Origin of the sequence: Nocardioides nitrophenolicus (assembly GCF_016907515.1) — a bacterium.
In the GTDB taxonomy this organism is placed as follows: Bacteria; Actinomycetota; Actinomycetes; order Propionibacteriales; family Nocardioidaceae; genus Nocardioides; species Nocardioides nitrophenolicus.
This window is the reverse complement of sequence record NZ_JAFBBY010000001.1, coordinates 5643841-5665861: the sequence shown is the minus strand read 5'-3', so window position 1 is coordinate 5665861 and position 22021 is coordinate 5643841. Positions and strand designations below refer to the sequence as shown.

19 protein-coding genes are annotated in these 22021 nt (G+C 72.1%); 17 read left to right on the top strand and 2 right to left on the bottom strand.

All coding sequences use genetic code 11. The annotated features are described in order from the left end of the window. The first annotated feature begins 14 nt into the window (after positions 1–14). Genes JOD66_RS27215 through JOD66_RS27200 form a run of 4 tightly spaced genes read left to right on the top strand, consistent with a single transcriptional unit; the run spans position 15 to position 5072 of the window. Positions 15–1580: a hydantoinase/oxoprolinase N-terminal domain-containing protein gene (locus JOD66_RS27215; protein WP_205126018.1), complete on the top strand. Its 1566-nt coding sequence runs from the start codon at positions 15–17 to the stop codon at positions 1578–1580. Further along, entirely contained in the window at positions 1577–2656 is a 1080-nt protein-coding gene (locus tag JOD66_RS27210) for an S-methyl thiohydantoin desulfurase family protein (RefSeq protein ID WP_205126017.1), read from the top strand. Before JOD66_RS27215 ends, JOD66_RS27210 begins: the two co-directional genes overlap by 4 nt. Next, positions 2653–3864 (top strand): metal-dependent hydrolase family protein, encoded by a 1212-nt coding sequence (locus tag JOD66_RS27205; RefSeq protein WP_205126016.1) that lies wholly within the window; start codon positions 2653–2655, stop codon positions 3862–3864. The genes JOD66_RS27210 and JOD66_RS27205 overlap by 4 nt, the downstream gene beginning before the upstream one ends. Then, positions 3861–5072: a cysteine desulfurase-like protein gene (locus JOD66_RS27200; protein WP_205126015.1), complete on the top strand. Its 1212-nt coding sequence runs from the start codon at positions 3861–3863 to the stop codon at positions 5070–5072. The genes JOD66_RS27205 and JOD66_RS27200 overlap by 4 nt, the downstream gene beginning before the upstream one ends. Before the next feature lie 220 nt (positions 5073–5292). Here JOD66_RS27200 and JOD66_RS27195 read toward each other — a convergent pair whose 3' ends face one another. Continuing rightward, positions 5293–6114, bottom strand: coding sequence for a DUF1206 domain-containing protein (locus JOD66_RS27195; protein WP_205126014.1), 822 nt, complete (start codon positions 6112–6114; stop codon positions 5293–5295). Between the two features lie 95 nt (positions 6115–6209). On the opposite strand from JOD66_RS27195, the gene dop reads away from it, so the two are divergent. The 5 genes from dop to JOD66_RS27170 all read left to right on the top strand — a co-directional run bounded on the left by dop (position 6210) and on the right by JOD66_RS27170 (position 10844). Continuing rightward, positions 6210–7718, top strand: coding sequence for a depupylase/deamidase Dop (gene dop, locus JOD66_RS27190; protein ID WP_239545465.1), 1509 nt, complete (start codon positions 6210–6212; stop codon positions 7716–7718). 17 nt (positions 7719–7735) lie between these two features. After that, entirely contained in the window at positions 7736–7933 is a 198-nt protein-coding gene (locus JOD66_RS27185; RefSeq protein WP_205126013.1) for a ubiquitin-like protein Pup, read from the top strand. A 6-nt stretch (positions 7934–7939) separates the two neighbouring features. After that, positions 7940–8794: a proteasome subunit beta gene (gene prcB, locus JOD66_RS27180; protein WP_205126012.1), complete on the top strand. Its 855-nt coding sequence runs from the start codon at positions 7940–7942 to the stop codon at positions 8792–8794. A gap of 1 nt (position 8795) precedes the next feature. After that, on the top strand, positions 8796–9713 hold the full coding sequence (prcA, locus tag JOD66_RS27175) for a proteasome subunit alpha (RefSeq protein WP_205126011.1): 918 nt from the start codon (positions 8796–8798) through the stop codon (positions 9711–9713). Positions 9714–9881: 168 nt separating this feature from the next. Beyond that, a complete protein-coding gene (locus tag JOD66_RS27170; protein WP_205126010.1) occupies positions 9882–10844 on the top strand; it encodes a hypothetical protein in 963 nt (320 codons plus the stop codon). A gap of 49 nt (positions 10845–10893) precedes the next feature. On the opposite strand, the gene JOD66_RS27165 is transcribed toward JOD66_RS27170, so the two are convergent. Continuing rightward, positions 10894–12318, bottom strand: a complete 1425-nt coding sequence (locus JOD66_RS27165) for an FAD-dependent oxidoreductase (RefSeq protein WP_205126009.1) — start codon at positions 12316–12318, stop codon at positions 10894–10896. Positions 12319–12362: 44 nt separating this feature from the next. Between JOD66_RS27165 and pafA the strand changes: the two genes are divergently transcribed. From pafA to JOD66_RS27125, 8 genes are all read left to right on the top strand, one after another. Continuing rightward, positions 12363–13724, top strand: coding sequence for a Pup--protein ligase (pafA, locus tag JOD66_RS27160; protein WP_205126008.1), 1362 nt, complete (start codon positions 12363–12365; stop codon positions 13722–13724). A gap of 39 nt (positions 13725–13763) precedes the next feature. After that, positions 13764–14876: an FKBP-type peptidyl-prolyl cis-trans isomerase gene (locus JOD66_RS27155; protein WP_239547216.1), complete on the top strand. Its 1113-nt coding sequence runs from the start codon at positions 13764–13766 to the stop codon at positions 14874–14876. After that, on the top strand, positions 14857–15819 hold the full coding sequence (locus JOD66_RS27150; RefSeq protein ID WP_205126006.1) for a helix-turn-helix transcriptional regulator: 963 nt from the start codon (positions 14857–14859) through the stop codon (positions 15817–15819). The genes JOD66_RS27155 and JOD66_RS27150 overlap by 20 nt, the downstream gene beginning before the upstream one ends. 94 nt (positions 15820–15913) lie before the next feature. Then, positions 15914–16921: a helix-turn-helix transcriptional regulator gene (locus JOD66_RS27145; protein WP_307823749.1), complete on the top strand. Its 1008-nt coding sequence runs from the start codon at positions 15914–15916 to the stop codon at positions 16919–16921. 77 nt (positions 16922–16998) lie between these two features. Then, positions 16999–17244, top strand: a complete 246-nt coding sequence (gene tatA / locus JOD66_RS29305) for a twin-arginine translocase TatA/TatE family subunit (protein WP_307823748.1) — start codon at positions 16999–17001, stop codon at positions 17242–17244. A gap of 71 nt (positions 17245–17315) precedes the next feature. After that, a complete protein-coding gene (gene tatC / locus JOD66_RS27135) occupies positions 17316–18089 on the top strand; it encodes a twin-arginine translocase subunit TatC (RefSeq protein ID WP_239545463.1) in 774 nt (257 codons plus the stop codon). Between the two features lie 10 nt (positions 18090–18099). After that, positions 18100–18969, top strand: a complete 870-nt coding sequence (locus JOD66_RS27130) for a diacylglycerol kinase (RefSeq protein WP_307823747.1) — start codon at positions 18100–18102, stop codon at positions 18967–18969. After that, positions 18966–21746, top strand: coding sequence for a DEAD/DEAH box helicase (locus JOD66_RS27125; RefSeq protein WP_205126002.1), 2781 nt, complete (start codon positions 18966–18968; stop codon positions 21744–21746). Before JOD66_RS27130 ends, JOD66_RS27125 begins: the two co-directional genes overlap by 4 nt. Positions 21747–22021: the final 275 nt, after the last annotated feature.

Genomic DNA, 22021 nt, shown 5'->3' with positions numbered 1-22021 from the left:
AGAGGAAGTTCCCCATGTCCCTGCGCATCGGAGTCGATGTCGGTGGCACGAACACCGACGCCGCCGTCCTCGACGGCTCCCGGGTCGTGGCCTCGACCAAGAGCCCGACCACCCCCGACGTCACGTCCGGCATCCTCGTCGCCCTCACCGAGGTGCTCCACGACGTCGACGCCGCGGACGTCTCGTCGGTCTTCATCGGCACGACCCACTTCATCAACGCCATCGCCCAGGCCCGCGGCCTCGAGCCGGTCGCCTTCGTGCGGCTGGCCACCCCGCCGCAGAGCATGTTCCCGCACAGCGGCTGGCCCGAGCACCTGCGCGCGGTCGTCGGCGAGCACATCTTCGTGTGCGCCGGCGGCTCCCAGTTCGACGGCCGGCTGCTCTCCGAGCTCGACGAGCCCGGACTGCGCGCCATCGCCGCGGAGATCCGCGCCGCGGGCCTGCGCCGGGTCGCGCTCAGCTCGGTGTTCTCCTCGGTCAACCCGGAGCCCGAGGACCGGGCCGCCGCGATCCTCGCCGAGGAGCTGCCGGACGCGACCATCACCAAGTCGGCCGACGTCGGCCGGGTCGGGCTCCTCGAGCGGGAGAACGCGACCATCCTCAACGCCGCGCTGCTCGGCCTCGCCGAGAACGTCGTGGACGGCCTCGAGAAGGTCGTCGCCGGGGTCGGCATCGCCGCGCCCGTGCTGCTCTCGCAGAACGACGGCACCGTGATGTCCCTCGACCGGGCCCGGGCCTACCCGATCTTCACCATCGCCTCGGGACCGACCAACTCGATGCGCGGCGCGGCGCTGCTGACCGGCCTGCAGGACGGCGTGGTCGTCGACGTGGGCGGTACGACGAGCGACATCGGCCTGCTGCAGAACGGCTTCCCTCGGGAGTCCACGGTCGCGATGAGCCTCGCCGGGGTCCGCAGCAACTTCCGGATCCCCGACGTCTTCTCGCTGGCCCTCGGCGGCGGCACCATCGTCGCCGACGGTGGCGCGGTCGTCGGTCCGGAGAGCGTGGGCTACCGGATCACCGAGGAGGCGCTGGTGTTCGGCGGATCCACGGTGACCTTCACCGACGTCGCGGTCGCGGCCGGCGCGCCCGAGGTGGGCGAGGCCGCCCGCGCCGCCGGGATCGACGCCGCCACGACCGAGCGCGCGCTGGGCGTCGTACGCGACCGGCTGGTGCACGCCGTGGAGCGGACCAAGCTCAGTGAGGACGCCGTACCGGTGATCGTGGTCGGCGGGGGTGCCCCGCTGCTCAAGGCGGTGCCCGGGCTCGAGGACCTGGTCATCCCCGACCAGGCCGGGGTGGCCAACGCCGTCGGCGCGGCGTTCGCCGAGGCCGGGGGAGAGGTGGACCGCACCTACTCGCTGGCCACCCGGACCCGGGCCGAGGTGCTGGCCGAGGCCGAGGAGGAGGCCTGCCGGCTCGCCGTCGAGGCCGGCGCGGACCCGGAGCTGGTCCGGGTCATCGACGTGGAGGACGTGCCGCTCACCCACCTGCCCGGTGGCGGCGCGGTCCACGTCCGGATCAAGGCAGTCGGGCCGTTCACGGCCACCAAGAGCGAGCTGGAAGGTGCACTGGCATGAAGCTGATCGACGAGCAGGCACTGCTCGACATGACCCTCGGATCGACGATCCTCGGCTCCGGCGGCGGCGGCGACCCCCACGTCGGGATGCTGCTGGCCCGCGACGCGATCCGCAAGCACGGCCCGGTGCCGCTGGTGGATCTCGAGGAGGTGCCGGACGACGCCAACATCGTGTTCATCGCCGGCATCGGCGCCCCCGGCGTGCTGATCGAGAAGCTGCCGCGCGCCGCGGAGTACGAGCGCGTGCTGCAGGAGCTGGAGCGGTTCACCGGCCAGAAGTACGACTACGTGTGCCCGGCCGAGGCCGGCGGCCTCAACGCCGTGACCCCCTTCGCCTGTGCCGGTCCGTCCGGCGTACCGGTCATCGACGCCGACGGCATGGGCCGGGCCTTCCCGAAGCTGGAGATGGTCACCCCGACCCTCTACGGCGGCAAGGCGACGCCCTTCGTGATGCTCGACGAGCACGGCAACACCATGTTCGCCGAGACCGCGACCAACGCCTGGGCCGAGGACTACGCCCGGGCCGGCGTCCTGGCGAGCGGTGCGAACGCCGCGATGGCGCTCTACCCGATGACCGGCGCCGAGGCGAAGCAGCGGCTGGTCCGCGGCGCGCTCACGACGGCCTCCGACATCGGCCGCGCCATCCGCGAGGCCCGCGAGCAGCACGTCAACCCGGTGCAGGCGGTGCTCGACCAGCAGGACGGCGTGCTGCTGTTCACCGGCAAGGTGCAGTCCGTGCAGCGCCAGAACAAGGACGGCTGGACCATCGGCGAGGCGACCATGGTGGGCCTGGACGCCTTCGAGGGCCAGGAGTTCGTCATGTACTTCCAGAACGAGAACCTGGCGGCCACCCGCAACGGCGAGTTCGTGGCGACCACCCCGGACCTGATCATGGCGATGGAGCTGGACTCCGGCGAGCCGATCCCGTCCGAGGTGATCCGCTACGGCTACCGGGTCGCGGTGATCGGCCTGCCGGCCGACGCGCACTGGCGCACCCCGGCCGGCGTCGAGATCAGCGGTCCCCGCCGGTTCGGCTACGACACCGACTTCCGGGCGGTCGAGGAGATCGCTGGATGACCAGCACCCTGCTGCGGGGTGGTCACGTCCTCGTCGGGGACGGAACCGCCCCGGTGCGGGCCGACGTACTCGTCGCCGAGGGCCGGGTCGCGGCGGTCGGGCTCGACCTGCCTGCCCCGGCGCCGGCCGGCGGGGTGGACGTCCTCGACGTCAGCGGTGCGGTCGTCGCGCCGGGCCTGGTCGACTGCCACGTCCACCTGGTGTTCGACGGGATGGACTCCCAGCGGCTCCAGGCCGAGCCGTTCTCACTGCAGTACTTCCAGGCCGCCCGGGCGATGGCCGCGACGCTCGCGGCCGGCGTCACGACGGTGCGCGACGCGGGTGGCGCCGACCTCGGGATGAAGGTCGCCCAGGAGCGCGGGCTGCTGCCCGGGCCGAGGCTGCGGACGGCGGTTTCGGTGCTGAGCCCGACCGGGGGCCACGCCGACGGGTGGACCGTCCACGGGGACGACGTCCGGCTCCTCGTCCCGCACCCGGGGCGTCCGGCCTGCGTCGTGGACGGGGTCGAGGGGATGCGGCTGCGGGTGCGCGAGCTGGCCCGGGCCGGGGCCGACGTGATCAAGGTGTGCGCCTCGGGTGGCGTGATGTCGACCCGCGACGACCCGCACCACCCGCAGTTCTCCGCCGACGAGCTGGCCGTCTGCGTCGCCGAGGCCGCGGACCACGGGCTCGGCGTGATGGCCCATGCGCACAGCGCGGAGGGGATCCACCGGGCGCTGCGCGCGGGCGTGCGCTCGATCGAGCACGGGGTGTACCTCGACGACGAGGGGATCGAGCTGCTCCTGGACCGCGGCGCCTGGCTGGTCCCGACCCTGCTCGCCCCGGTCGCCCTCGTCGAGTCGATCGACGCGGGCATGCGGGTCCCCCCGGAGGTCGAGGACAAGGCGCGCCGGATCGCGGACGGTCACCTCGCCGCCGTCGCCCGCGCCTACGATGCGGGGGTGCGGATCGCGTTGGGCACCGACAGCGGTGTGTTCGCCCACGGCCAGAACCACCGCGAGCTGGGCCTGCTCGCCGAGGCGGGGATGCGACCCGCGGAGGTGCTCGCGACCAGCCGGTCGGGCGCCGAGCTGCTCGGTCTCGACGACGTCGGCACCGTCACCGCCGGCGCCCGGGCCGATCTCGTCGTCCTCGACGGCGACTGGGCCGACCTGGGCCGCTTCGCCGAGAATCTCCGGCTGGTGCTGCAGGACGGGGTGGTCCGATGACGTACGACGTGGCGCGGCTGCGCTCGCTGGTCCCGGCCCTCGACGGCGGCACCGTCTTCCTCGACGGTCCCGGCGGCACCCAGACCCCGCGCCCGGTCGCCGACGCGATGCGGGCGGTCCTGCTCGCGCCGCTGTCGAACCGGGGCTCGGTGACCGCGTCCTCCCGCAACGCCGAGGCGGTCGTCCAGGGCTTCCGCACGGCCGTCGGCGACCTGCTCGGGGCCGACGACGACCACGCCGTGGTCGCCGGCCGCAGCGCCACCCAGCTCGCCTTCGACCTGGCCCGCACCATCGCCGCCGACTGGGCGCCCGGCGACGAGGTCGTCGTCTCCACCCTCGACCACGACTCCAACATCCGGCCCTGGGTGCTCGCCGCGGCGGCCGCCGGCGCCGTCGTCCGCCGGGTGGACCCGGACCCGGAGACCGCGGAGATCCCGGTCGAGCGGGTCGCCGCCCAGCTCTCGGAGCGGACCCGGCTGGTCGCCATCACCGGCGCCTCGAACCTGGTCGGCACCCGCCCCGACCTGCCGGCCGTCGCGGCGCTCGCGCGCTCCCACGGCGCCGAGGTCTGGGTCGACGGCGTGCACCTGGTCGCCCACGCCCCGGTCGACCTCGGGGCGCTCGACGTCGACTACCTGGTCTGCTCGCCGTACAAGTTCCTGGGACCGCACTGTGGTGTCCTCGTCGCTCGCCGCGCGGCCCTGGAGCGGCTGCGGCCGGCCAAGCTGGCGCCGTCGACCGACGCCGTGCCCGAGCGCTTCGAGCTCGGCACCCTGCCGTACGAGCTGCTCGCCGGCACCAGCGCGGCCATCGACGTGCTGGCGTCGCTGGTCGCGGAGCGGGCCGGCGAGGACCGCCGGGGCCGGCTGACCCGCGCGATGAGCGCGGTCGAGGCCCACGAGGACGGCCTCCGCGCCGTCCTGGAGCAGGGCCTGGCCGAGCTGTCGGGGGTGCGGGTCCTGTCCCGGGCGGCCCGGCGTACGCCGACCCTGCTGCTCACCGTCGAGGGCCGCGACCCGCAGGAGCTGGTCGCCGCGCTCGCGGACCACGACATCTGCGCCTCGGCCGGCACCTTCTACGCCGCCGAGGGCGCCCGGGCGCTGGGACTCCCCGCGGGCGGCGGGCTCCGGCTCGGCCTGGCGCCGTACACCGACCGCGGCGACGTCGACCGGACCCTGGCCGCGCTGCGCGGGGTTCTCGGGGGCTGACCCGCTGCGTGCCGCGCGTCGCCGGGCGCGGATTCCCACCGGCTTGTCATGATGGGGCCGACCACCCCCTCGACTCCCGAAGGAGCCATCCCATGAAGAAGCTCATCATCGTCGCCCTCGTCGCGCTCGGCGTCACCGCCGCCGTCAAGGTCGCGAAGAGCCGCTGACTCCCGCACGTGCCGGGCCTTCGGGCCCGGCACGTCGCGTCGGTCCTCGCGGATCAGTCCTCGCGGAGGAAGGCCGCCCGCAGGACGTGGAACAGGCCGTAGCAGCCGAGGCCGAGCGCCACGACGACCATCGCCGCCGGCCCGTAGGGCTCGTCGCGGAAGCGGACGATCGCCTGGTCCAGGCCCCCCGACTTCGACGGGTCGTGGGTGACGCCGCTCCACGCGAACATCCCGGCCAGCACCAGGAACGCCACGCCGCGGGTCGCGAAGCCGATCCGCGCGAGCGCCGTCACCACGCTGCCCAGCGTCCCGGCGCGTGCCTGCGGCTCGACGCCCCGGCGCCAGCGGTCCGACATGGCGTGGACGATGCTGAAGACGCCGACGCCGGCGATCCCGAGTCCGACCAGGACCACCATCGCCGGCCCGACCGGCAGCGCGAGCAGGCGCCCCGTGAGGCCACCGCCGCCAGAGCCGCCGCCTGAAGCACCACCGCCACTCGCGGTGCGCACCGCGAGCACGGCCAGCACGGCGAAGACGACGCCGCGACCCGCCGACACGGCTCGGGCCAGCCACCGCCGGGCACCCTCCTGGTCGCGGTGGCCGCCCACGGCCTGACACAGCTCCCACACCACGAGACCGGCCAGGCCCACCGCGACCAACCACAGCACGACCGCGCCCAGCGGCTGGTCCCGCAGCTGCTCCAGGGCACCCTGACCGGACGCCGAGCCGTCGGGGTGGCCGAGCGCCAGCTGTGCCGCCAGCCACCCCACGATCACGTAGACCACGCCGTACGCCGCCATCCCGGCCCGGGCCACCCCGGTGACCGCCGGGTGGTCGCGCGTCTCGCGCGCCGCTCGCTCCGTACCCTGCTCCACCTTCGTCACCGTGGACCACCCCCCTCCAGGTCCGCTACCCGAACCGGGCGTCGGCATCCCGCCGTTCCGTCGTACCGACGCCGTAGGCTGGACGCATGAGCGTGCGCCGCGTGATGGGCACCGAGGTGGAGTACGGCATCTCGGTCCAGGGTCAACCGACCGCCAACCCGATGGTGGCCTCCTCCCAGGTCGTCAACGCCTACGCCACGGCCACCGTGCGGGCCCGGCGCGCGCGCTGGGACTTCGAGGAGGAGTCGCCGCTGCGCGACGCCCGCGGCTTCGACATGTCGCGCCAGATCGCCGACCCGACCCAGCTCACCGACGAGGACCTCGGCCTCGCCAACGTGATCCTGACCAACGGCGCGCGGCTCTACGTCGACCACGCCCACCCGGAGTACTCCACCCCCGAGGTCGTCACCCCGCTCGACGTGGTCCGGTGGGACAAGGCGGGGGAGCAGGTGATGCTCGACGCCGCCCGGCGCGCCCAGCAGCTCCCCGGCAACCCGACGATCCTGCTCTACAAGAACAACACCGACAACAAGGGTGCCTCCTACGGCGCGCACGAGAACTACCTGATGCGCCGCTCCACCCCCTTCGCCGACATCGTCCGACACCTCACGCCCTTCTTCGTCAGCCGCCAGGTCTTTTGCGGCGCCGGCCGGGTCGGTCGCGGCCAGGACGGGCGCGACCACGGCTACCAGATCAGCCAGCGCGCCGACTTCTTCGAGGTCGAGGTCGGGCTCGAGACCACCCTCAAGCGGCCGATCATCAACACCCGCGACGAGCCCCACGCCGATCCCGAGAAGTACCGCCGGCTGCACGTCATCATCGGCGACGCGAACCTCTCCGAGATCGCGACCTACCTCAAGGTCGGCACCACCTCGCTCGTCCTCGCCATGATCGAGGACCGGTTCATCACTCGTGACCTCGCCGTCGACACGCCCGTCGCCGCGCTGCGCGCCGTGTCCCACGACCCCACGCTGCGCCAGACCGTGACCCTGGCCGACGGCCGGCGGCTGACCGGCGTCCAGCTGCAGCTGGAGTTCCTCGACCTCGCCAAGAAGTACGTCGAGGACCGCTTCGGCGCCGACGCGGATCCCCAGACGGTCGACGTACTGCACCGCTGGGAGGACGTCCTGGGTCGGCTCGAGTCCGACCCGATGTCGCTGGCCGACCAGCTCGACTGGGTCGCCAAGCTCAAGCTGATCGAGCAGTACCGCTCCCGCGACGGGCTGGCCTGGGACGACGCCAAGCTCCAGCTCATCGACTACCAGTACTCCGACATCCGGCCCGAGAAGGGCCTCTACCACCGCCTGGTCGGCGCGGGCCGCATCCAGCGGCTCCTCGGAGACGCCGAGGTCGAGTCGGCGATGACCAACCCGCCGGCCGAGACCCGCGCGTACTTCCGCGGCCGCTGCCTCGAGAAGTACGCCCCCGACATCGCCGCCGCGTCCTGGGACTCGGTGATCTTCGACCTCCCCGGCCGCGAGTCGCTGCAGCGGGTCCCGACCATCGACCCGCTGCGCGGCAGCAAGGCCCACGTCGGTGAGCTGATCGACCGGTGCGCGACCGCGGAGGAGTTGGTCCGCGCGCTCAGTCGGTGAGTGGCTAGGCTGGCGTCATGGCTCAGGAGCAGAAGCAGCCGCGCAGGTCCGACGAGGCGGAGGAGACGACCGAGGTCGCTCCCGAGTCCGACGTGGCCGAGCGCAAGGAGGCCCTCGACGACGACGTCGACGCGATCCTCGACGAGATCGACGACGTCCTCGAGACCAACGCCGAGGACTTCGTGAAGTCGTTCATCCAGAAGGGCGGCGAGTAGTCCCCGATGAGCGACGCGCGCATCCCGGGCGCTTTCCTGCGCCCGGGCACCTCCTCCTTCAGCGACTTCCTCGCCGAGAACGCCCCTGACCTGCTGCCGGCGCGCCGGTCGCTGCCCGCCGGTGCGACCGGCGCCGGCGACCTCGCGCCCCACGGCACGACCATCGTCGCGGTGACCTTCCCCGGCGGCCTGGTGATGGCCGGCGACCGCCGCGCCACCATGGGCAACGTGATCGCCCAGCGCGACATCCAGAAGGTCTTCCCGGCCGACGAGTACTCCGTGGTCGGCATCGCCGGCACCGCCGGGCTCGCCGTCGAGATGGTGCGTCTGTTCCAGGTCGAGCTCGAGCACTACGAGAAGATCGAAGGCTCGATCCTCTCCCTCGACGGCAAGGCCAACCGGCTCTCCGCGCTGATCCGCGCCAACCTCGGCATGGCCATGCAGGGCCTCGCCGTCGTCCCCATGTTCGCCGGCTTCGACCTCGACAGCGGCACCGGCCGGATCTTCGGCTACGACGTCACCGGCGGCCGCCACGAGGAGGCGTCCTTCTTCACCGTCGGCTCGGGCTCGCTGTTCGCCCGCGGCGCGCTGAAGAAGCTCTGGCGCGACGACCTGTCGTCCGACGACGCCGTCCGGGTCTGCCTGCAGGCGCTCTACGACGCCGCCGACGACGACTCCGCCACCGGCGGCCCCGACCTGACCCGCCGGATCTTCCCGATCGTGTGGGTCGTCACCGCCGACGGCGCGGTCGCCCTCGACGAGGCCACCATCGGCGCCCTCGCCGACCAGGTGGTGGGCGCCCGGATGGGCCGCCCCGACGGTCCACTGGCACCCCTGCCCGGCGCGGGGGAGGAGGCCTGAGATGAGCACCCCCTTCTACGTCTCGCCCGAGCAGCTGATGAAGGACCGGGCCGACTTCGCCCGCAAGGGCATCGCCCGCGGCCGGTCCCTCGCGGCGGTGCAGTACGCCGACGGCGTCCTGCTCGTCACCGAGAACCCCTCCCAGGCCCTCCACAAGGTCTCCGAGCTCTACGACCGCCTCGCCTTCGCCGCCGTCGGCCGCTACAACGAGTTCGAGAACCTCCGCATCGCCGGCGTCCGGCTCGCCGACATGCGCGGCTACGCGTACGACCGCCGCGACGTCACCGGCCGCGGCCTCGCCAACGCCTACGCCCAGACCCTCGGCACCATCTTCTCCTCCGGCGGCGAGAAGCCCTACGAGGTCGAGATCTTCGTCGCCGAGGTCGGCTCGCGCGCGGACGAGGACCAGATCTACCGCCTCACCTACGAGGGCCGGGTCGCCGACGAGCACGGCTTCGCCGTCATGGGCGGCGACAGCGAGACGGTCTCGACGTACCTGTCCGCCCACTACGCCGCCGGCGCCTCCCTGGCCTCGGCCCTCGCAGTCGCCGTGGCCGCACTCGGTCACACCGGCGACGGCGACCGGGTGATCCCCGTCGAGGACCTCGAGGTAGCGGTCCTCGACCGGACCCGGGTGCAGCCGCGGAAGTTCTCCCGCCTCCGCCCCGCCCGCGTCGCCGAGCTCCTCGGCCCCCGCGGCACCCCCGAGCACGCCGCGCCGCTGCCCGACGACGGGGTGCAGGCTGGCGGGGTGTCCGGAGGGTCGGGGTCGTCTGGGGGTGGCGAGTCGTCCGGGGGTGCCGGGTCGGACGATCCTGGCGACCCGACCGACCAGGTCTCCGGCGACGTACCGCCGCTGGAGAACCCCACTAGTGGTGAGCCGCCCTCTGGGGAGCCGCCTGTCGCGCCCCCGCTCTAGCGGTTGGCGGCTCGGGTTGTTGCGGTTTGGTCCCAAACCGCAACAATTCCGGCCCGCTGGCTGCGGTTTCTGCCCAATGGCGTCAGCTGGCAACCGGCCGTCAGAGCGGTATCCACAGGCCAGCAACTGCCGCTTGAGTGAGGCGTCCTCCTCACCGACGCTGTCGACATGCAGATGGGCGCAGACGGCGCGATCCGCGGCGAGGTACGCGCCGCGGGCCATCAGCGTGTCGCGCACGGCCTGTATCGCATCGAGACACCAGAGATCGGCGACTGGGAGAACCTCCTCCGCGACCTGGGCGCTCTCCTCCTCGTCCTGCCGCCCGGCGCCGTCTTCACCCACGTCACTGCGGCGCGGCTGCTCGGATGGAAGCTGCCCGCCCTGCCGGAGCAGGTTCCCCACTTCGCCGCCGTACGTGGCCAGTGTCGACCTCGGCGCCCCGGTCTCATCTGCTCGCGGTTGACCCATGACTCGACGCCATCGACGGCGCACGGACTTCCTGTCGACGCGCCCGCCGAGATTCTGCTCAGAGCAGCCCGTGACCTTGGCGATCTCGACCTCACGATCATGGTCGACTCGGCCGCCCGTCTCGGCCACATCGACGACGACGCCATCCAGGAGATCCTCGAGACAAAGCGACCTGGCACTCGTCGCCTGAGCCGGGTCTGGGAGGTGCATGATCGTCGCGCCGAATCCGCCGGAGAGACGATCCTGCGGCTGTTCCACGATGTGCTGGAGATCCCCACGGCCTCACAGATCGACGTACACGACGATCACGGACGCTGGGTCTGTCGGGCGGATCTGCAGGTACTGGGCACGCTCGACCTGCACGAGTACGACGGCGCGGTCCACCGCGAGTCGGCCGTTCACAAGCGCGACCTACGCCGTGAGCGCGCGATCGCCAGTACTCGCTACAGGCGCCGCGGGTTCACGCTCGACGACCTGCTCAACCACGCCGCGACGGTGATGCACGAGCTCGACCGCGCACTCAACCGTCCTCATCAGGCGGAACGTCTGCGAAGGTGGCGAGCGCTCATTGACGACTCGTTCTACTCGGCGAAGGGACGCGACCGGGTGATGAACCGGTGGTACCGCTCGACCGACCCCGTCGTTTGGGCACGATCTGCATGACACCGGCCTGAATTCGTGCGGTTTGGGACCAAACCGCAGAGCCGTGCAGTTACTCCAGCGCCCGAGTCGCCGGCCCCTCGAGAACAGCCCCGTCAGACCCGAACCGGGACCCGTGCAGCGGGCAGTCCCACGACTCCTCGGCGCCATTCCACACCAGCACCCCACCGAGGTGCGGGCACAACGGCGCCTTGTCGGCCCGGAGCACCCGACGGGCGTGCCCGCACGCCATCCGCCAGCCCACTTCGGCGTTGACGACGGCGGCCCGACCCGCGGCGAGCACCTCCCGGGGCGCCCAGGTCCGCAACGCCCGCCCCCACGCTGGCTCGCTGCCGCCGAGGAGGGACGCGGCGAGGAGCAGCGCCGCGGCGGGGGCGGTGCTGAGGCCCCACTTGTCGAGGCCGGTAACGACCTGGATCCGGTGGTCGCCCGGGACGACGGGCCCGACGTACGGCAGCCCGTCGACCGGTGACTGGTCCTGCGCCGACCAGACGTGCCGCACCTGCGCTCCGGGGAAGGTGGTGGCGGCCCACCCGAGCAGCCGGTCCAGCCGCTCGGTCGCCGACCCGCGTCCGGTGACGTGGCCGGAGCCGCCGATCATCAGCAGCTCCTCGCCGACCCCGGCCCGCACCGAGCGGAGGGAGCGGGTCTGGAGGTCGGCGGAGAGGTGCATGCCGCGGGGCGTCCAGTCGGCGGCGAGGGTGGCGGCGTACGAACGCTGCGGCTGCAGCCGTGCGAAGAAGGCCCCGCGCAGCAGGGTGGGCTGGTTGGTCGCCACGACGGCCGTGCCCGCGGTGACCTCCCCGGCATCGGTACGCACCACGACACCGTCCCCTCTGTGCTCGACCCCGACCATCCGGGTGTCCTCGTGGACCACCACGCCTTCGGCGAGCGCGGCGTCGCGTACGGCGTCGAGCAGCTGCAGCGGGTCGAGCTGGTACTGCCCGTCGAGGCGCACCGCTCCGAGCACGCGGAACGGCAGCTCGCTCGACCGCTTCCACCGCACCCCGAGCCCGGTGGTGCGCGCGGCCGCCAGCTCGCCCTCGGCGCGCAGGAGCCCGACCCGGGTCGTCGCGTACGTCGTCGCGTGCCGCGTCTCCACGGCGACGTCGTGCTCGTGACAGAACCGGCGCAGCCAGGCCTGGCCCTCGCGGCCCGCCTCGACGTAGGCCCGGGCCACGGACGGCGGATTGCGCCGCAGCACCCGGCTCAGCTTGGTGCCCTGCAGCAGGCTGACCTTGCCGGTGGTGTGCCCCGACGTGCCGGCGCCGATCCGCCGTGCCTCCAGTACCACCACCGACCGCCCGCCCCGCGCCAGGAGCAGCGCGACGAGGAGTCCGCACAGCCCGCCGCCCACCACCACGACGTCGTACGACGCCCGCCCGGCCAACGGCGGGAAGGGCTCAAGACGGGGCCGGTCGAACCACACCGGGGCGCTGGCGGAGGGGCGGGGAGCGAACTCGTTCGGCGCGTCCATGCGAGTCCGGTACCCGATGTGCACCACCGCAGTAATGTGCGTACATGGACCGTCGGATCTTCGGGATCGAGAACGAGTACGGCGTCACGTGCACGTTTCGCGGACAGCGACGGCTCAGCCCCGACGAGGTCGCGCGCTACCTGTTCCGCAAGGTGGTGAGCTGGGGACGCTCCAGCAACGTCTTCCTCCGCAACGGCGCCCGGCTCTACCTCGACGTCGGCAGCCACCCGGAGTACGCCACGCCCGAGTGCGACGACGTGACCGAGCTCGTCACCCACGACAAGGCGGGGGAGCGGGTCCTCGAGGGCCTGCTGCTGGACGCCGAGCAGCGCCTCCACGACGAGGGGATCGCCGGTGAGATCTACCTGTTCAAGAACAACACCGACTCGGCCGGCAACTCCTACGGCTGCCACGAGAACTACCTGGTGTCCCGCGCCGGCGAGTTCTCCCGGCTCGCCGACGTACTGATCCCGTTCCTGGTGACCCGGCAGATCATCGTCGGGGCCGGCAAGGTCACCCAGACCCCGCGCGGCACGAGCTACTCCGTGAGCCAGCGCGCCGAGCACATCTGGGAGGGCGTGAGCAGCGCCACCACCCGGAGCCGGCCGATCATCAACACCCGCGACGAGCCGCACGCCGACGCCGAGAAGTACCGCCGGCTGCACGTCATCGTCGGCGACTCGAACATGAGCGAGACGACGACGATGCTCAAGGTCGCGAGCTGCGACCTGGTGCTGCGGATGATCGAGGAGGACGTGGTGATGCGCGACCTCACGATGGAGAACCCGATCCGCGCGATCCGCGAGATCTCCCACGACGTCACCGGCCGCCGCAAGATCCGCCTCGCCAACGGCCGGGAGGCCAGCGCGCTGGACATCCAGGGGGAGTACCTCGCCAAGGCCCGCGACTTCGTGGACCGGCGCGGCATCTCCACGCCGATCATCGAGCGGGCCCTCGACCTGTGGGAGCGCGGGCTGAAGGCCGTGGAGTCCGACGACCTCAGCCTGGTCGACCGCGAGATCGACTGGGTGATCAAGTGGAAGCTGATCGACCGCTACCGCGCCAAGCACGGCATCCCGCTCAGCCACCCGCGCGTGGCCCAGCTCGACCTGGCGTACCACGACATCCACCGCGGCCGTGGCCTCTACTACCTGCTCGAGAAGCGCGGGGCCGTCGCCCGGGTGAGCAGCGACCTGAAGATCTTCGAGGCCAAGTCCGTGCCGCCACAGAACACCCGGGCCCGGCTCCGGGGGGAGTTCATCCGCCGGGCGCAGGAGCGGCGGCGCGACTTCACCGTCGACTGGGTGCACCTCAAGCTCAACGACCAGGCTCAGCGCACGGTGCTGTGCAAGGACCCGTTCCGGGCGTACGACGAGCGGGTGCAGCGCCTGATCGACGGCATGTGACACAAGCCTTCGGGCACTCGGTAGGGTTTGCGCGTGCTGATGCGCCTGCGACGTCCCTCGATGCTCCTCCTGACGACCCTGCTCCCGGCGAGCCTCGCGCTCGCGGCGTGCGGCGGGTCGGACTCCGACCAGGCCAAGGGCCTCGACGCCGTCACGGTCAGTGGTCCCGTCGGCGAGTCCCCGAAGCTGGACTGGAAGTCGGTGATGACGGCGAAGAAGCCGGTCACGAAGGTGCTCACCGAGGGTGACGGCGCGACGCTGAAGAAGGGCGACGTCGTCCGGGTCGAGTTCACCCTCGCCGACGGCTGGACCCACAAGGTTCCCTTCGACAGCTACGCCGCCGAGTCGCTCAGCACCCTGGTCAAGGTCGGCACCGAGAAGGAGCCGCAGACCCTCACCGACCTGCTCTCCCTCGGCTTCGCCGACCAGATCGAGGCCGGCCAGAAGGTCGGCAGCCGGATCGCGGTCACCGTCGGCAGCGACGTGGCGTTCGGTGGCTACCTCGGCAGCCAGGCCGCGAGCCTGCTCGCGGGACTCGACATCGGCAACGAGGACGGTCTGCTCTTCGTCGCGGACATCGCCCAGATCGCCGGCCCCGAAGGCACCGAGGAGTCCGCTCCGGCCTGGGCGCCGACGATCGTCGAGGACGCCGGGCTGCCCGCCGGCCTCGACTTCAAGGGCGTGCCGAAGCCGAGCGGCGACCTCGAGGTCGCCACCCTGACCAAGGGCACCGGCCCCGTCGTCGCCAAGGGCCAGACCATCCTGGTCAACTACCTCGGCCAGCTTCCGGGCGCCGACAAGCCGTTCGACGAGAACTACTCGAAGGGCACCGGTCTCGAGGCCGTCGTCGGCGGCAAGTCCGCGAGCGTCGTCAAGGGCTGGTCGAAAGCGCTGGTCGGCCTTCCGGTCGGCAGCCGGGTGATGATCGAGATCCCGCCGAAGCTGGGCTACGGCGACAAGGCCCAGGGCGAGGACATCCCGGCGAACTCGACGCTCTACTTCGTCGTCGACATCCTCGACGCCGCCGACACGCCGCCGACCCCGGAACCGGAGCCCAGTGCCGACGCGGCTCCGACCGACGGGGCGGCCCCGACCGATGGCGCGACCGACCCGAGCGCCGAGCCGAGCACGGATGCCAGCACCGAAGAGTGAGCGTCTCCTCAACCTGCTGATCATGCTCCTGGTGCAGCGACGGCCGATCGCCAAGGAGCGGATCCGCGAGCTGCTGTACCCGGACTCGCGCCCGGACGCCTTCGAGAAGATGTTCGAGCGCGACAAGGAGGAGCTGCGCAGCCTCGGCGTACCCATCGAGGTCGCGACGATCGACCCGCTCTTCGAGGACGAGGTCGGGTACCGGATCCCGCCCGAGGCGTTCGCCCTGCCCGACGTCGAGTTGACGCCGGAGGAGGCCGCCGTGGTCGGCATCGCCTCCCGGGTGTGGCAGCACGCCACCATGGCCCAGGCGACCACCGACGCCGTCCGCAAGCTCACCGCGGCCGGCATCGACGTCGACCTCGACGCGCTCCAGATCGCCCGGCCACTCCTCACCGCGGAAGAGCCGGCGTTCGAGAAGTGCTGGATCGCGGTATGCGAGCGCACCGCGATCGAGTTCGTCTACAAGCGCCCCGACGCCGACGCACCGATGCGCCGCCGGGTGCAGCCGTGGGGCGTGGTGCGCTACTCGGGACGGTGGTACCTGGTGGGCTACGACGCCGACCGGGCCGCGGAGCGGGTCTTCCGGCTCTCGCGGGTCCAGGGCGAGGTCGAGCTGGTCGGCCTGCCGGGGGCCTACGACGTACCGCCGGAGACCGACGTCCGTGAGATCGCCCGGCGGATGGCCCCGCCGATCCCGACCACGACGGCGGTGCTGCTCGTCCGCGAGGGTGCCGGGCTCGGACTGCGCCGCGTGGCCGAGCGGGTGGACGTCGGCGTCGACGGCCCCGACGACCGCACGGGGTGGGACCGGGTCGTCCTGGTCCGCCCGCGCCAGGGGCTGGCCGACGAGGTGCTGTCGCACGGGCCGGATGTGGTGCTGGTCGAGCCGGTCGAGGTCCGGGAGCAGGTCGTCGCGCGGCTCACGGAGGTGGTCTCGTGAGCGGGCTGGGCGTTGCGGTTTGGTCCCAAACCGCAACGACACGCCGAGGAATGTTGCGGTTTGGGACCAAACCGCAACGTCAGGGGGCCCTTCGGTGAGGCGAACACCGGCGCCAGGCGCCCGCGACCAGGTGGCCCGCCTGCTCACCCTGGTCCCGTTCCTCCACCACCGCGACGGCGTCCGCCTCGAGGAGGCGGCCCAGCTCCTCGGTACGACGCCCAAGCAGGTCGTGCAGGACCTCCGGGTGCTGTTCATGTGCGGTCTGCCGGGCGGCATGCCGGACGACCTGATCGACGTCGACCTCGATGCGATCGTCACCGAGGAGGGCAGCCCGGTCAGCGAGGGCGTGATCCGGGTGGAGAACGCCGACTACCTGGCCAGGCCGCTGCGGCTGAGCGCGACGGAGGCGTCGGCGATGATCGTGGCGCTGCGGATGCTCCGCGACACCGCGGCCGCGGGAGCCCATCCTGAGCTCGTCGATCGCGTGCTGGCGAAGCTGGAGGCGGCGGCCGGTGCGCCGCACGTCGAGATCACCCCGTCGCCGCGCGACGCCCAGCAGGTCGTGGCCGCCCAGCTCACCGCGCTGGTCGACGAGGCGGTCGCGACCGGACGCCAGCTGCGGCTGCTGTACTTCGTGCCGTCCCGCGACGAGGAGTCGGAGCGGGTGGTGGACCCGTACGGCGTGGTCTCGCACGGCGTGTTCTCCTATCTCGACGCCCACTGCCATCGCGCCGGGGGAGACCGGCTGTTCCGGCTGGACCGGATCACGAAGGCGGAGCTGCTGCCGACGGAGCGCAGTACGCCGGTCCGGGCGCCCCGGGACCTGAGTGACGGGCTGTTCACCGACGACGCGGTCCCCGACGCGACGGTCGTCACGCTGCACCTGGAGCCGGCGGCCCGGTGGGCGACGGACTACTACCCGATGCGCGACATCCGGGTCCACGAGGACGGCTCGGCCGACGTCGACCTGGTGGTGGTGGACCGTCGGTGGTTGACCCGGCTGCTGCTGCGGCTGGCGCCGCACGCGAGCGTGGTCAGTCCTCAGGAGTTCACCGAGACTTTCACCGCTCGCGCACAGGAGACCCTCAGCCTGTATCGCTGAGGGCGGCGTAGGATGGTGGACGACAGCACAACCCGACGATCGAGAGTTGGTCCCCGCCGATGTTTCCCCTGATCGGAATGCCCCAGGGCGCCGAGTGGCTCGTCATCCTGGCGATCGTGGTGCTCGTCTTCGGCGCCGCCAAGCTCCCCGACCTCGCCCGCGGCACGGGCCAGGCGCTGCGGATCTTCAAGGCCGAGACGAAGGGTCTGCGCGACGACGAGGACGACAAGAAGAAGCCCACGACGTCGACCGGTGAGCTGCCCGCCGCCGACGACATCGCCGAGGGCGAGATCGTCGACGAGCGTCGCGAGAACAACGCCTGACCTTGGCGTTCACGGGTCTTCTCAAGCTCTTCATCGGAAAGCCCGTCCATCCCGTCGGTGACGACGGGCGGATGGCGCTGTCCGACCACCTGCGCGAGCTGCGCGCACGCATCCTCAAGGCCGGCTTCGCCGTCCTCGCGGCCTTCATCGTCGGACTGTTCTTCTTCGACCCGCTCTTCGACCTGGTCTGGGAGCCCTACCGCTCGGCCCAGGACAGCCTGCCGGAGGGCACCAGCCTCGGCACTAGCTCGGGTCCGGCCGCCGGCTTCCTGCTCCACCTCAAGCTGTGTGGGCTCGCCGGGCTGATCGCGGCGAGCCCGGTGTGGCTCTACCAGATCTGGGCGTTCATCGTCCCCGGCCTGCACCCCAGCGAGAAGCGCTGGACCGGCATCTTCGCCATCATCGCGGGCCCGCTGTTCCTCGTCGGCGTGCTCCTGGGCTACGTCACCCTGCCGAAGGGCCTGGAGATCCTGATCGGGCTCAACCCGGACGGGCTCACCAACCTGGTCGACTTCGACGACTACCTCACCTTCTTCAGCCGCACCCTGCTCGGCTTCGGCATCGCCTTCGAGATCCCGGTCTTCGTGGTGCTGCTCAACATGGCCGGCATCCTCAAGGGCAAGACCCTCGGCGCCCACCGGCCGTGGATGATCGTCGGCACCTTCATCTTCGCCGCCGTCATGACGCCGTCGGGCGACCCGTTCACGATGACCTTCATGGCCGCGCCGATGGTCGTGCTCTTCCTCGTCTCCGAGGTGATCGCGCGCCTCAACGACCGCCGCCGAGCCGGCAGGGCGATCAATGCGGGGCTCTCGCCCGACGAGGCCAGCCCCCTCGATCTGTAGCCTTCACCCCGTGCCCCGCGCGATCATCCTGACCAACCCCACCTCGGGGAAGGGGCGGGGCGCCCGCATGCGCGACGAGGCGCTGCCCCGGTTCCACGGCGCCGGGTGGCGTACGACGGCCCTCACCGGACGCGACGCCGACGAGGCGCTCGACCTGGCCCGGGTCGCGGCGGCCGAGGAGCCGGACGCGCTGGTGGTCTGCGGGGGCGACGGGATGGTCAACCTCGGGATCCAGGCGGTCGCCGGCACCGACGTGCCGCTCGGCATCCTCCCGGCCGGCACCGGCAACGACTTCGCCCGCTACTTCGACCTGCCGCGCGGCGACGGCGCCGCGGCCGCCGTCCGGATCCTGCACGGCACCCGGCGTACGGTCGACCTGGCCCGGATCGGCGAGCGCTACTTCGGCGGCGTGCTCGCCGCGGGCTTCGACGCGGTCGTCAACGAGCGGGCCAACCGGATGCGCTGGCCGAAGGGGCAGCTGCGCTACAACCTCGCGACGCTCGCCGAGCTGCGCACCTTTCGGCCGTTGCGCTACCTGCTCGACCTCGACGGCGCCGAGCGCCAGGTGGAGGCGATGCTGGTCGCCGTCGGCAACGGCCCGTCCTTCGGCGGCGGGCTCCGGATCACCCACGGTGCCGAGCTCGACGACGGCCTGCTCGACGTCGTCCTGATCAAGCCGCTCAGCCGGGTCGAGCTGCTGCGGACCTTCCCCAAGCTCTTCGACGGGAGTCACGTGACCCATCCGCAGTACGAGCGTCACCGGGTGCGCCGGGTGACCGTCGCCAGCGCCGGCATCGTCGGGTACGCCGACGGCGAGCGGTTCGGCCCGCTGCCGTTGACCGTCGAGTGCGTGCCCGGGTCGCTGCAGGTGATCGCATGAGCGACCACGACCACGACCTCAGCCCGGCGCAGCGCTACGCGTCGTACCGCAAGCACAAGGAGCACCCCGTCTTCCGCGACTTCGCGGCCGGCTTCGCGTTCGACCTGGACGACTTCCAGGTCGAGGGCTGCAAGGCGGTCGAGGACGGCGACGGGGTGCTGGTCGCGGCCCCGACCGGCGCGGGCAAGACCGTGGTGGGGGAGTTCGCGGTCCACCTCGCGCTGGAGACCGAGCGCAAGTGCTTCTACACGACGCCGATCAAGGCGCTGTCGAACCAGAAGTACCACGACCTGGTCGAGCGGTACGGTGCCGACAGGGTCGGCCTGCTGACCGGCGACACCACGATCAACGGCGAGGCGCCGGTGGTCGTGATGACGACCGAGGTGCTGCGCAACATGCTCTACGCGCGCTCCCGGACCCTGGTCGGCCTCGGCTTCGTGGTGATGGACGAGGTGCACTACCTCGCGGACCGCTCCCGCGGCGCGGTCTGGGAGGAGGTGATCATCCACCTGCCCGAGTCGGTGTCGGTGATCTCGCTCTCGGCGACGGTGTCGAACGCCGAGGAGTTCGGCGAGTGGCTGGAGACGGTGCGCGGCTCGACCCGCACCATCGTCGCCGAGCGCCGCCCGGTGCCCCTGTTCCAGCACGTCATGGTCGGTCGACGGCTGCTCGACCTGTTCGCCTCGACCGACGTGGACGCGGCGGCCGGCTTCGTCCGCGAGGGCGCGCCGGTCAACGACGAGCTGATGAAGCTGGCCCGCGACGACTGGGCGTCGAGCCGGCTCAAGGGCCACCGGCAGCCCCGCGGCTCCCGGCAGGGCGGCCCCGGCAGCCGCAATGTCGGCAACGGCCGCCGGATCTGGATCCCCGGGCGCCTCGACGTGGTGGAACGGCTGCGCCGCGACAACCTGCTCCCGGCGATCGACTTCATCTTCAGCCGCGCCGGCTGTGACGCCGCGGTCCAGCAGTGCCTCGACGCCAACCTCCGGCTCACCTCGCCCGAGGAGCGCGACGAGGTGATCGCGTACGTCGAGAGCACGCTCGGCGCGCTGCCGTCCGCCGACCTCCACGTGCTCGGGTACCACGACTTCCTCGACGCCGCGTCGCGCGGCGTCGCCGCCCACCACGCCGGGATGCTGCCGGCGTTCAAGGAGTGCGTCGAGGAGCTGTACCTGCGCGGGCTGATCAAGATCGTCTTCGCGACCGAGACCCTCGCGCTCGGCATCAACATGCCGGCACGCACCGTCGTGCTGGAGAAGCTGAGCAAGTGGAACGGCGAGACCCACGCCGACATCACGCCGGGCGAGTACACCCAGCTGACCGGTCGGGCCGGGCGGCGGGGCCTCGACGTCGAGGGGCACGCGGTGGTCCTCTGGCAGCCGGGGATGAACCCGCGCGAGCTCGCCGGTCTCGCCTCGACCCGGACCTACCCCCTGCGCTCGAGCTTCCGGCCGTCGTACAACATGGCGGTCAACCTCGTGCACTCCTTCGGCCGGCACCAGGCACGCGAGCTGCTCGAGCAGTCCTTCGCGCAGTTCCAGGCCGACCGGGCGGTCGTCGGGCTCGCCCGCCAGCTGCGCAAGGCCGAGGACGCGCTCGCCGGGTACGCCGAGGCGGCGCAGTGCCACCTCGGCGACTTCATGGAGTACGCCGGCCTGCGCCGGCGGATCTCCGAGCTGGAGAAGGAGTCGAGCAAGGTACGCCGGCAGGACCGCCGCGACGAGGCGCTCGCCTCGCTCGAACGACTTCAGCCGGGCGACGTGATCGTCGTACCCGTGGGGAAGTTCGCCGGGCCTGCCGTCGTGGTCGACCCCGGTCTGTCCGAGCACGGCCACCGCCCGCTCGTCATCACCGCCGAGCGGCAGGGCCGCCGGCTGGCGATGATGGACTTCCCGACCCCGGTCGAGCCGGTCGCCCGGATCAAGCTGCCGAAGCGGGTCGACGCCCGCAACCCGCACCAGCGCAAGGACATCGCCCAGCAGGTCCGCGAGGCCGTCCGCGCGCTGCCGCTGTCGGTCACCCGGCCCAAGGCCGAGCGCGGCCCCGTCGACGAGGGCGTGGCGCGGGAGATCCAGGCGCTGCGGGCCCAGGTCCGCGAGCACCCCTGCCACGGCTGCGCGGAGCGCGAGGACCACGCCCGCTGGGCCGAACGGCACGCCAAGCTGCAGAAGGACTCCGAGCTCCTCGCCGCGCGGATCGAGCGTCGTACCAACACCGTCGCGCGCACCTTCGACCGGGTCTGCGAGGTCCTCGAGGCGCTCGACTACCTGCGTGAGGACGAGGTCACCGAGCGCGGGCGCGGCCTGATGCGCATCTACTCCGAGCTCGACCTCGTCGCCGCCGAGTCGCTGAGGACGGGTCTGTGGGACGACCTGTCCGCGCCGCAGCTCGGCGCGGTGCTGTCGGCCCTGGTCTACGAGGCACGGCGGCCCGAGGACGGCCCGGCCAACGTCCCCGGCGGCGCCATCCAGGTCACCATCGACGCGATGACCCGCCTGTGGGGCGATCTCGAGCGGCTCGAGCGCGAACACCGGCTCGACTTCCTGCGCAAGCCGGACGCCGGGTTCGCCTGGACCGCCTGGCGCTGGGCCGAGGGGCAGGAGCTCGACGAGATCATCACCCGCAACGACCAGACCGCCGGCGACTTCGTGCGCCAGATGAAGCAGCTCATCGACTTCGCCGGCCAGATCGCCGACGCGGCCGCCGGTACGCCGGTCCGAGACACGGCGCGGCAGCTGGTCAAGCTGCTGCGGAGGGGGATCGTGGCGACCGGGTGACCTGGGGCGTTGCCGGCGTGGCGTGGTTCGTCCGGTCCTCCTCGTTGCGGTTTGGTCCCAAACCGCAACTTTTCGGCGCTCTGAGGTGTGGTCTCTGCCCAAACGTGGACTGGTCTGACCACCCGGTTGGGCAGGAGCAGTCGCCCGGGCCGCCGACCCGTCTGCCTGGGCTGCTGGCGACTGGCGCAGCTGACGGGCCCGGTTCGTCAGTTGCGGTTTGGTCCCAAACCGCAGTTCACGAGCCCTCACGCATGCGGTTTGGTCCCAAACCGCAA

Coding starts and splice junctions, on each gene's coding strand:
- JOD66_RS27150 (WP_205126006.1), top strand. CDS start 14,857: ATGCCAGCACCGAAGAGTGAGCGTCTCCTCAACCTGCTGATCATGCTC.
- JOD66_RS27210 (WP_205126017.1), top strand. CDS start 1,577: ATGAAGCTGATCGACGAGCAGGCACTGCTCGACATGACCCTCGGATCG.
- tatC (WP_239545463.1), top strand. CDS start 17,316: ATGGCGCTGTCCGACCACCTGCGCGAGCTGCGCGCACGCATCCTCAAG.
- JOD66_RS27215 (WP_205126018.1), top strand. CDS start 15: ATGTCCCTGCGCATCGGAGTCGATGTCGGTGGCACGAACACCGACGCC.
- JOD66_RS27205 (WP_205126016.1), top strand. CDS start 2,653: ATGACCAGCACCCTGCTGCGGGGTGGTCACGTCCTCGTCGGGGACGGA.
- JOD66_RS27165 (WP_205126009.1), bottom strand. CDS start 12,318: ATGGACGCGCCGAACGAGTTCGCTCCCCGCCCCTCCGCCAGCGCCCCG.
- JOD66_RS27155 (WP_239547216.1), top strand. CDS start 13,764: ATGCGCCTGCGACGTCCCTCGATGCTCCTCCTGACGACCCTGCTCCCG.
- tatA (WP_307823748.1), top strand. CDS start 16,999: ATGCCCCAGGGCGCCGAGTGGCTCGTCATCCTGGCGATCGTGGTGCTC.
- JOD66_RS27185 (WP_205126013.1), top strand. CDS start 7,736: ATGGCTCAGGAGCAGAAGCAGCCGCGCAGGTCCGACGAGGCGGAGGAG.
- pafA (WP_205126008.1), top strand. CDS start 12,363: ATGGACCGTCGGATCTTCGGGATCGAGAACGAGTACGGCGTCACGTGC.
- JOD66_RS27125 (WP_205126002.1), top strand. CDS start 18,966: ATGAGCGACCACGACCACGACCTCAGCCCGGCGCAGCGCTACGCGTCG.
- prcA (WP_205126011.1), top strand. CDS start 8,796: ATGAGCACCCCCTTCTACGTCTCGCCCGAGCAGCTGATGAAGGACCGG.
- JOD66_RS27170 (WP_205126010.1), top strand. CDS start 9,882: ATGCAGATGGGCGCAGACGGCGCGATCCGCGGCGAGGTACGCGCCGCG.
- JOD66_RS27200 (WP_205126015.1), top strand. CDS start 3,861: ATGACGTACGACGTGGCGCGGCTGCGCTCGCTGGTCCCGGCCCTCGAC.
- prcB (WP_205126012.1), top strand. CDS start 7,940: ATGAGCGACGCGCGCATCCCGGGCGCTTTCCTGCGCCCGGGCACCTCC.
- dop (WP_239545465.1), top strand. CDS start 6,210: ATGAGCGTGCGCCGCGTGATGGGCACCGAGGTGGAGTACGGCATCTCG.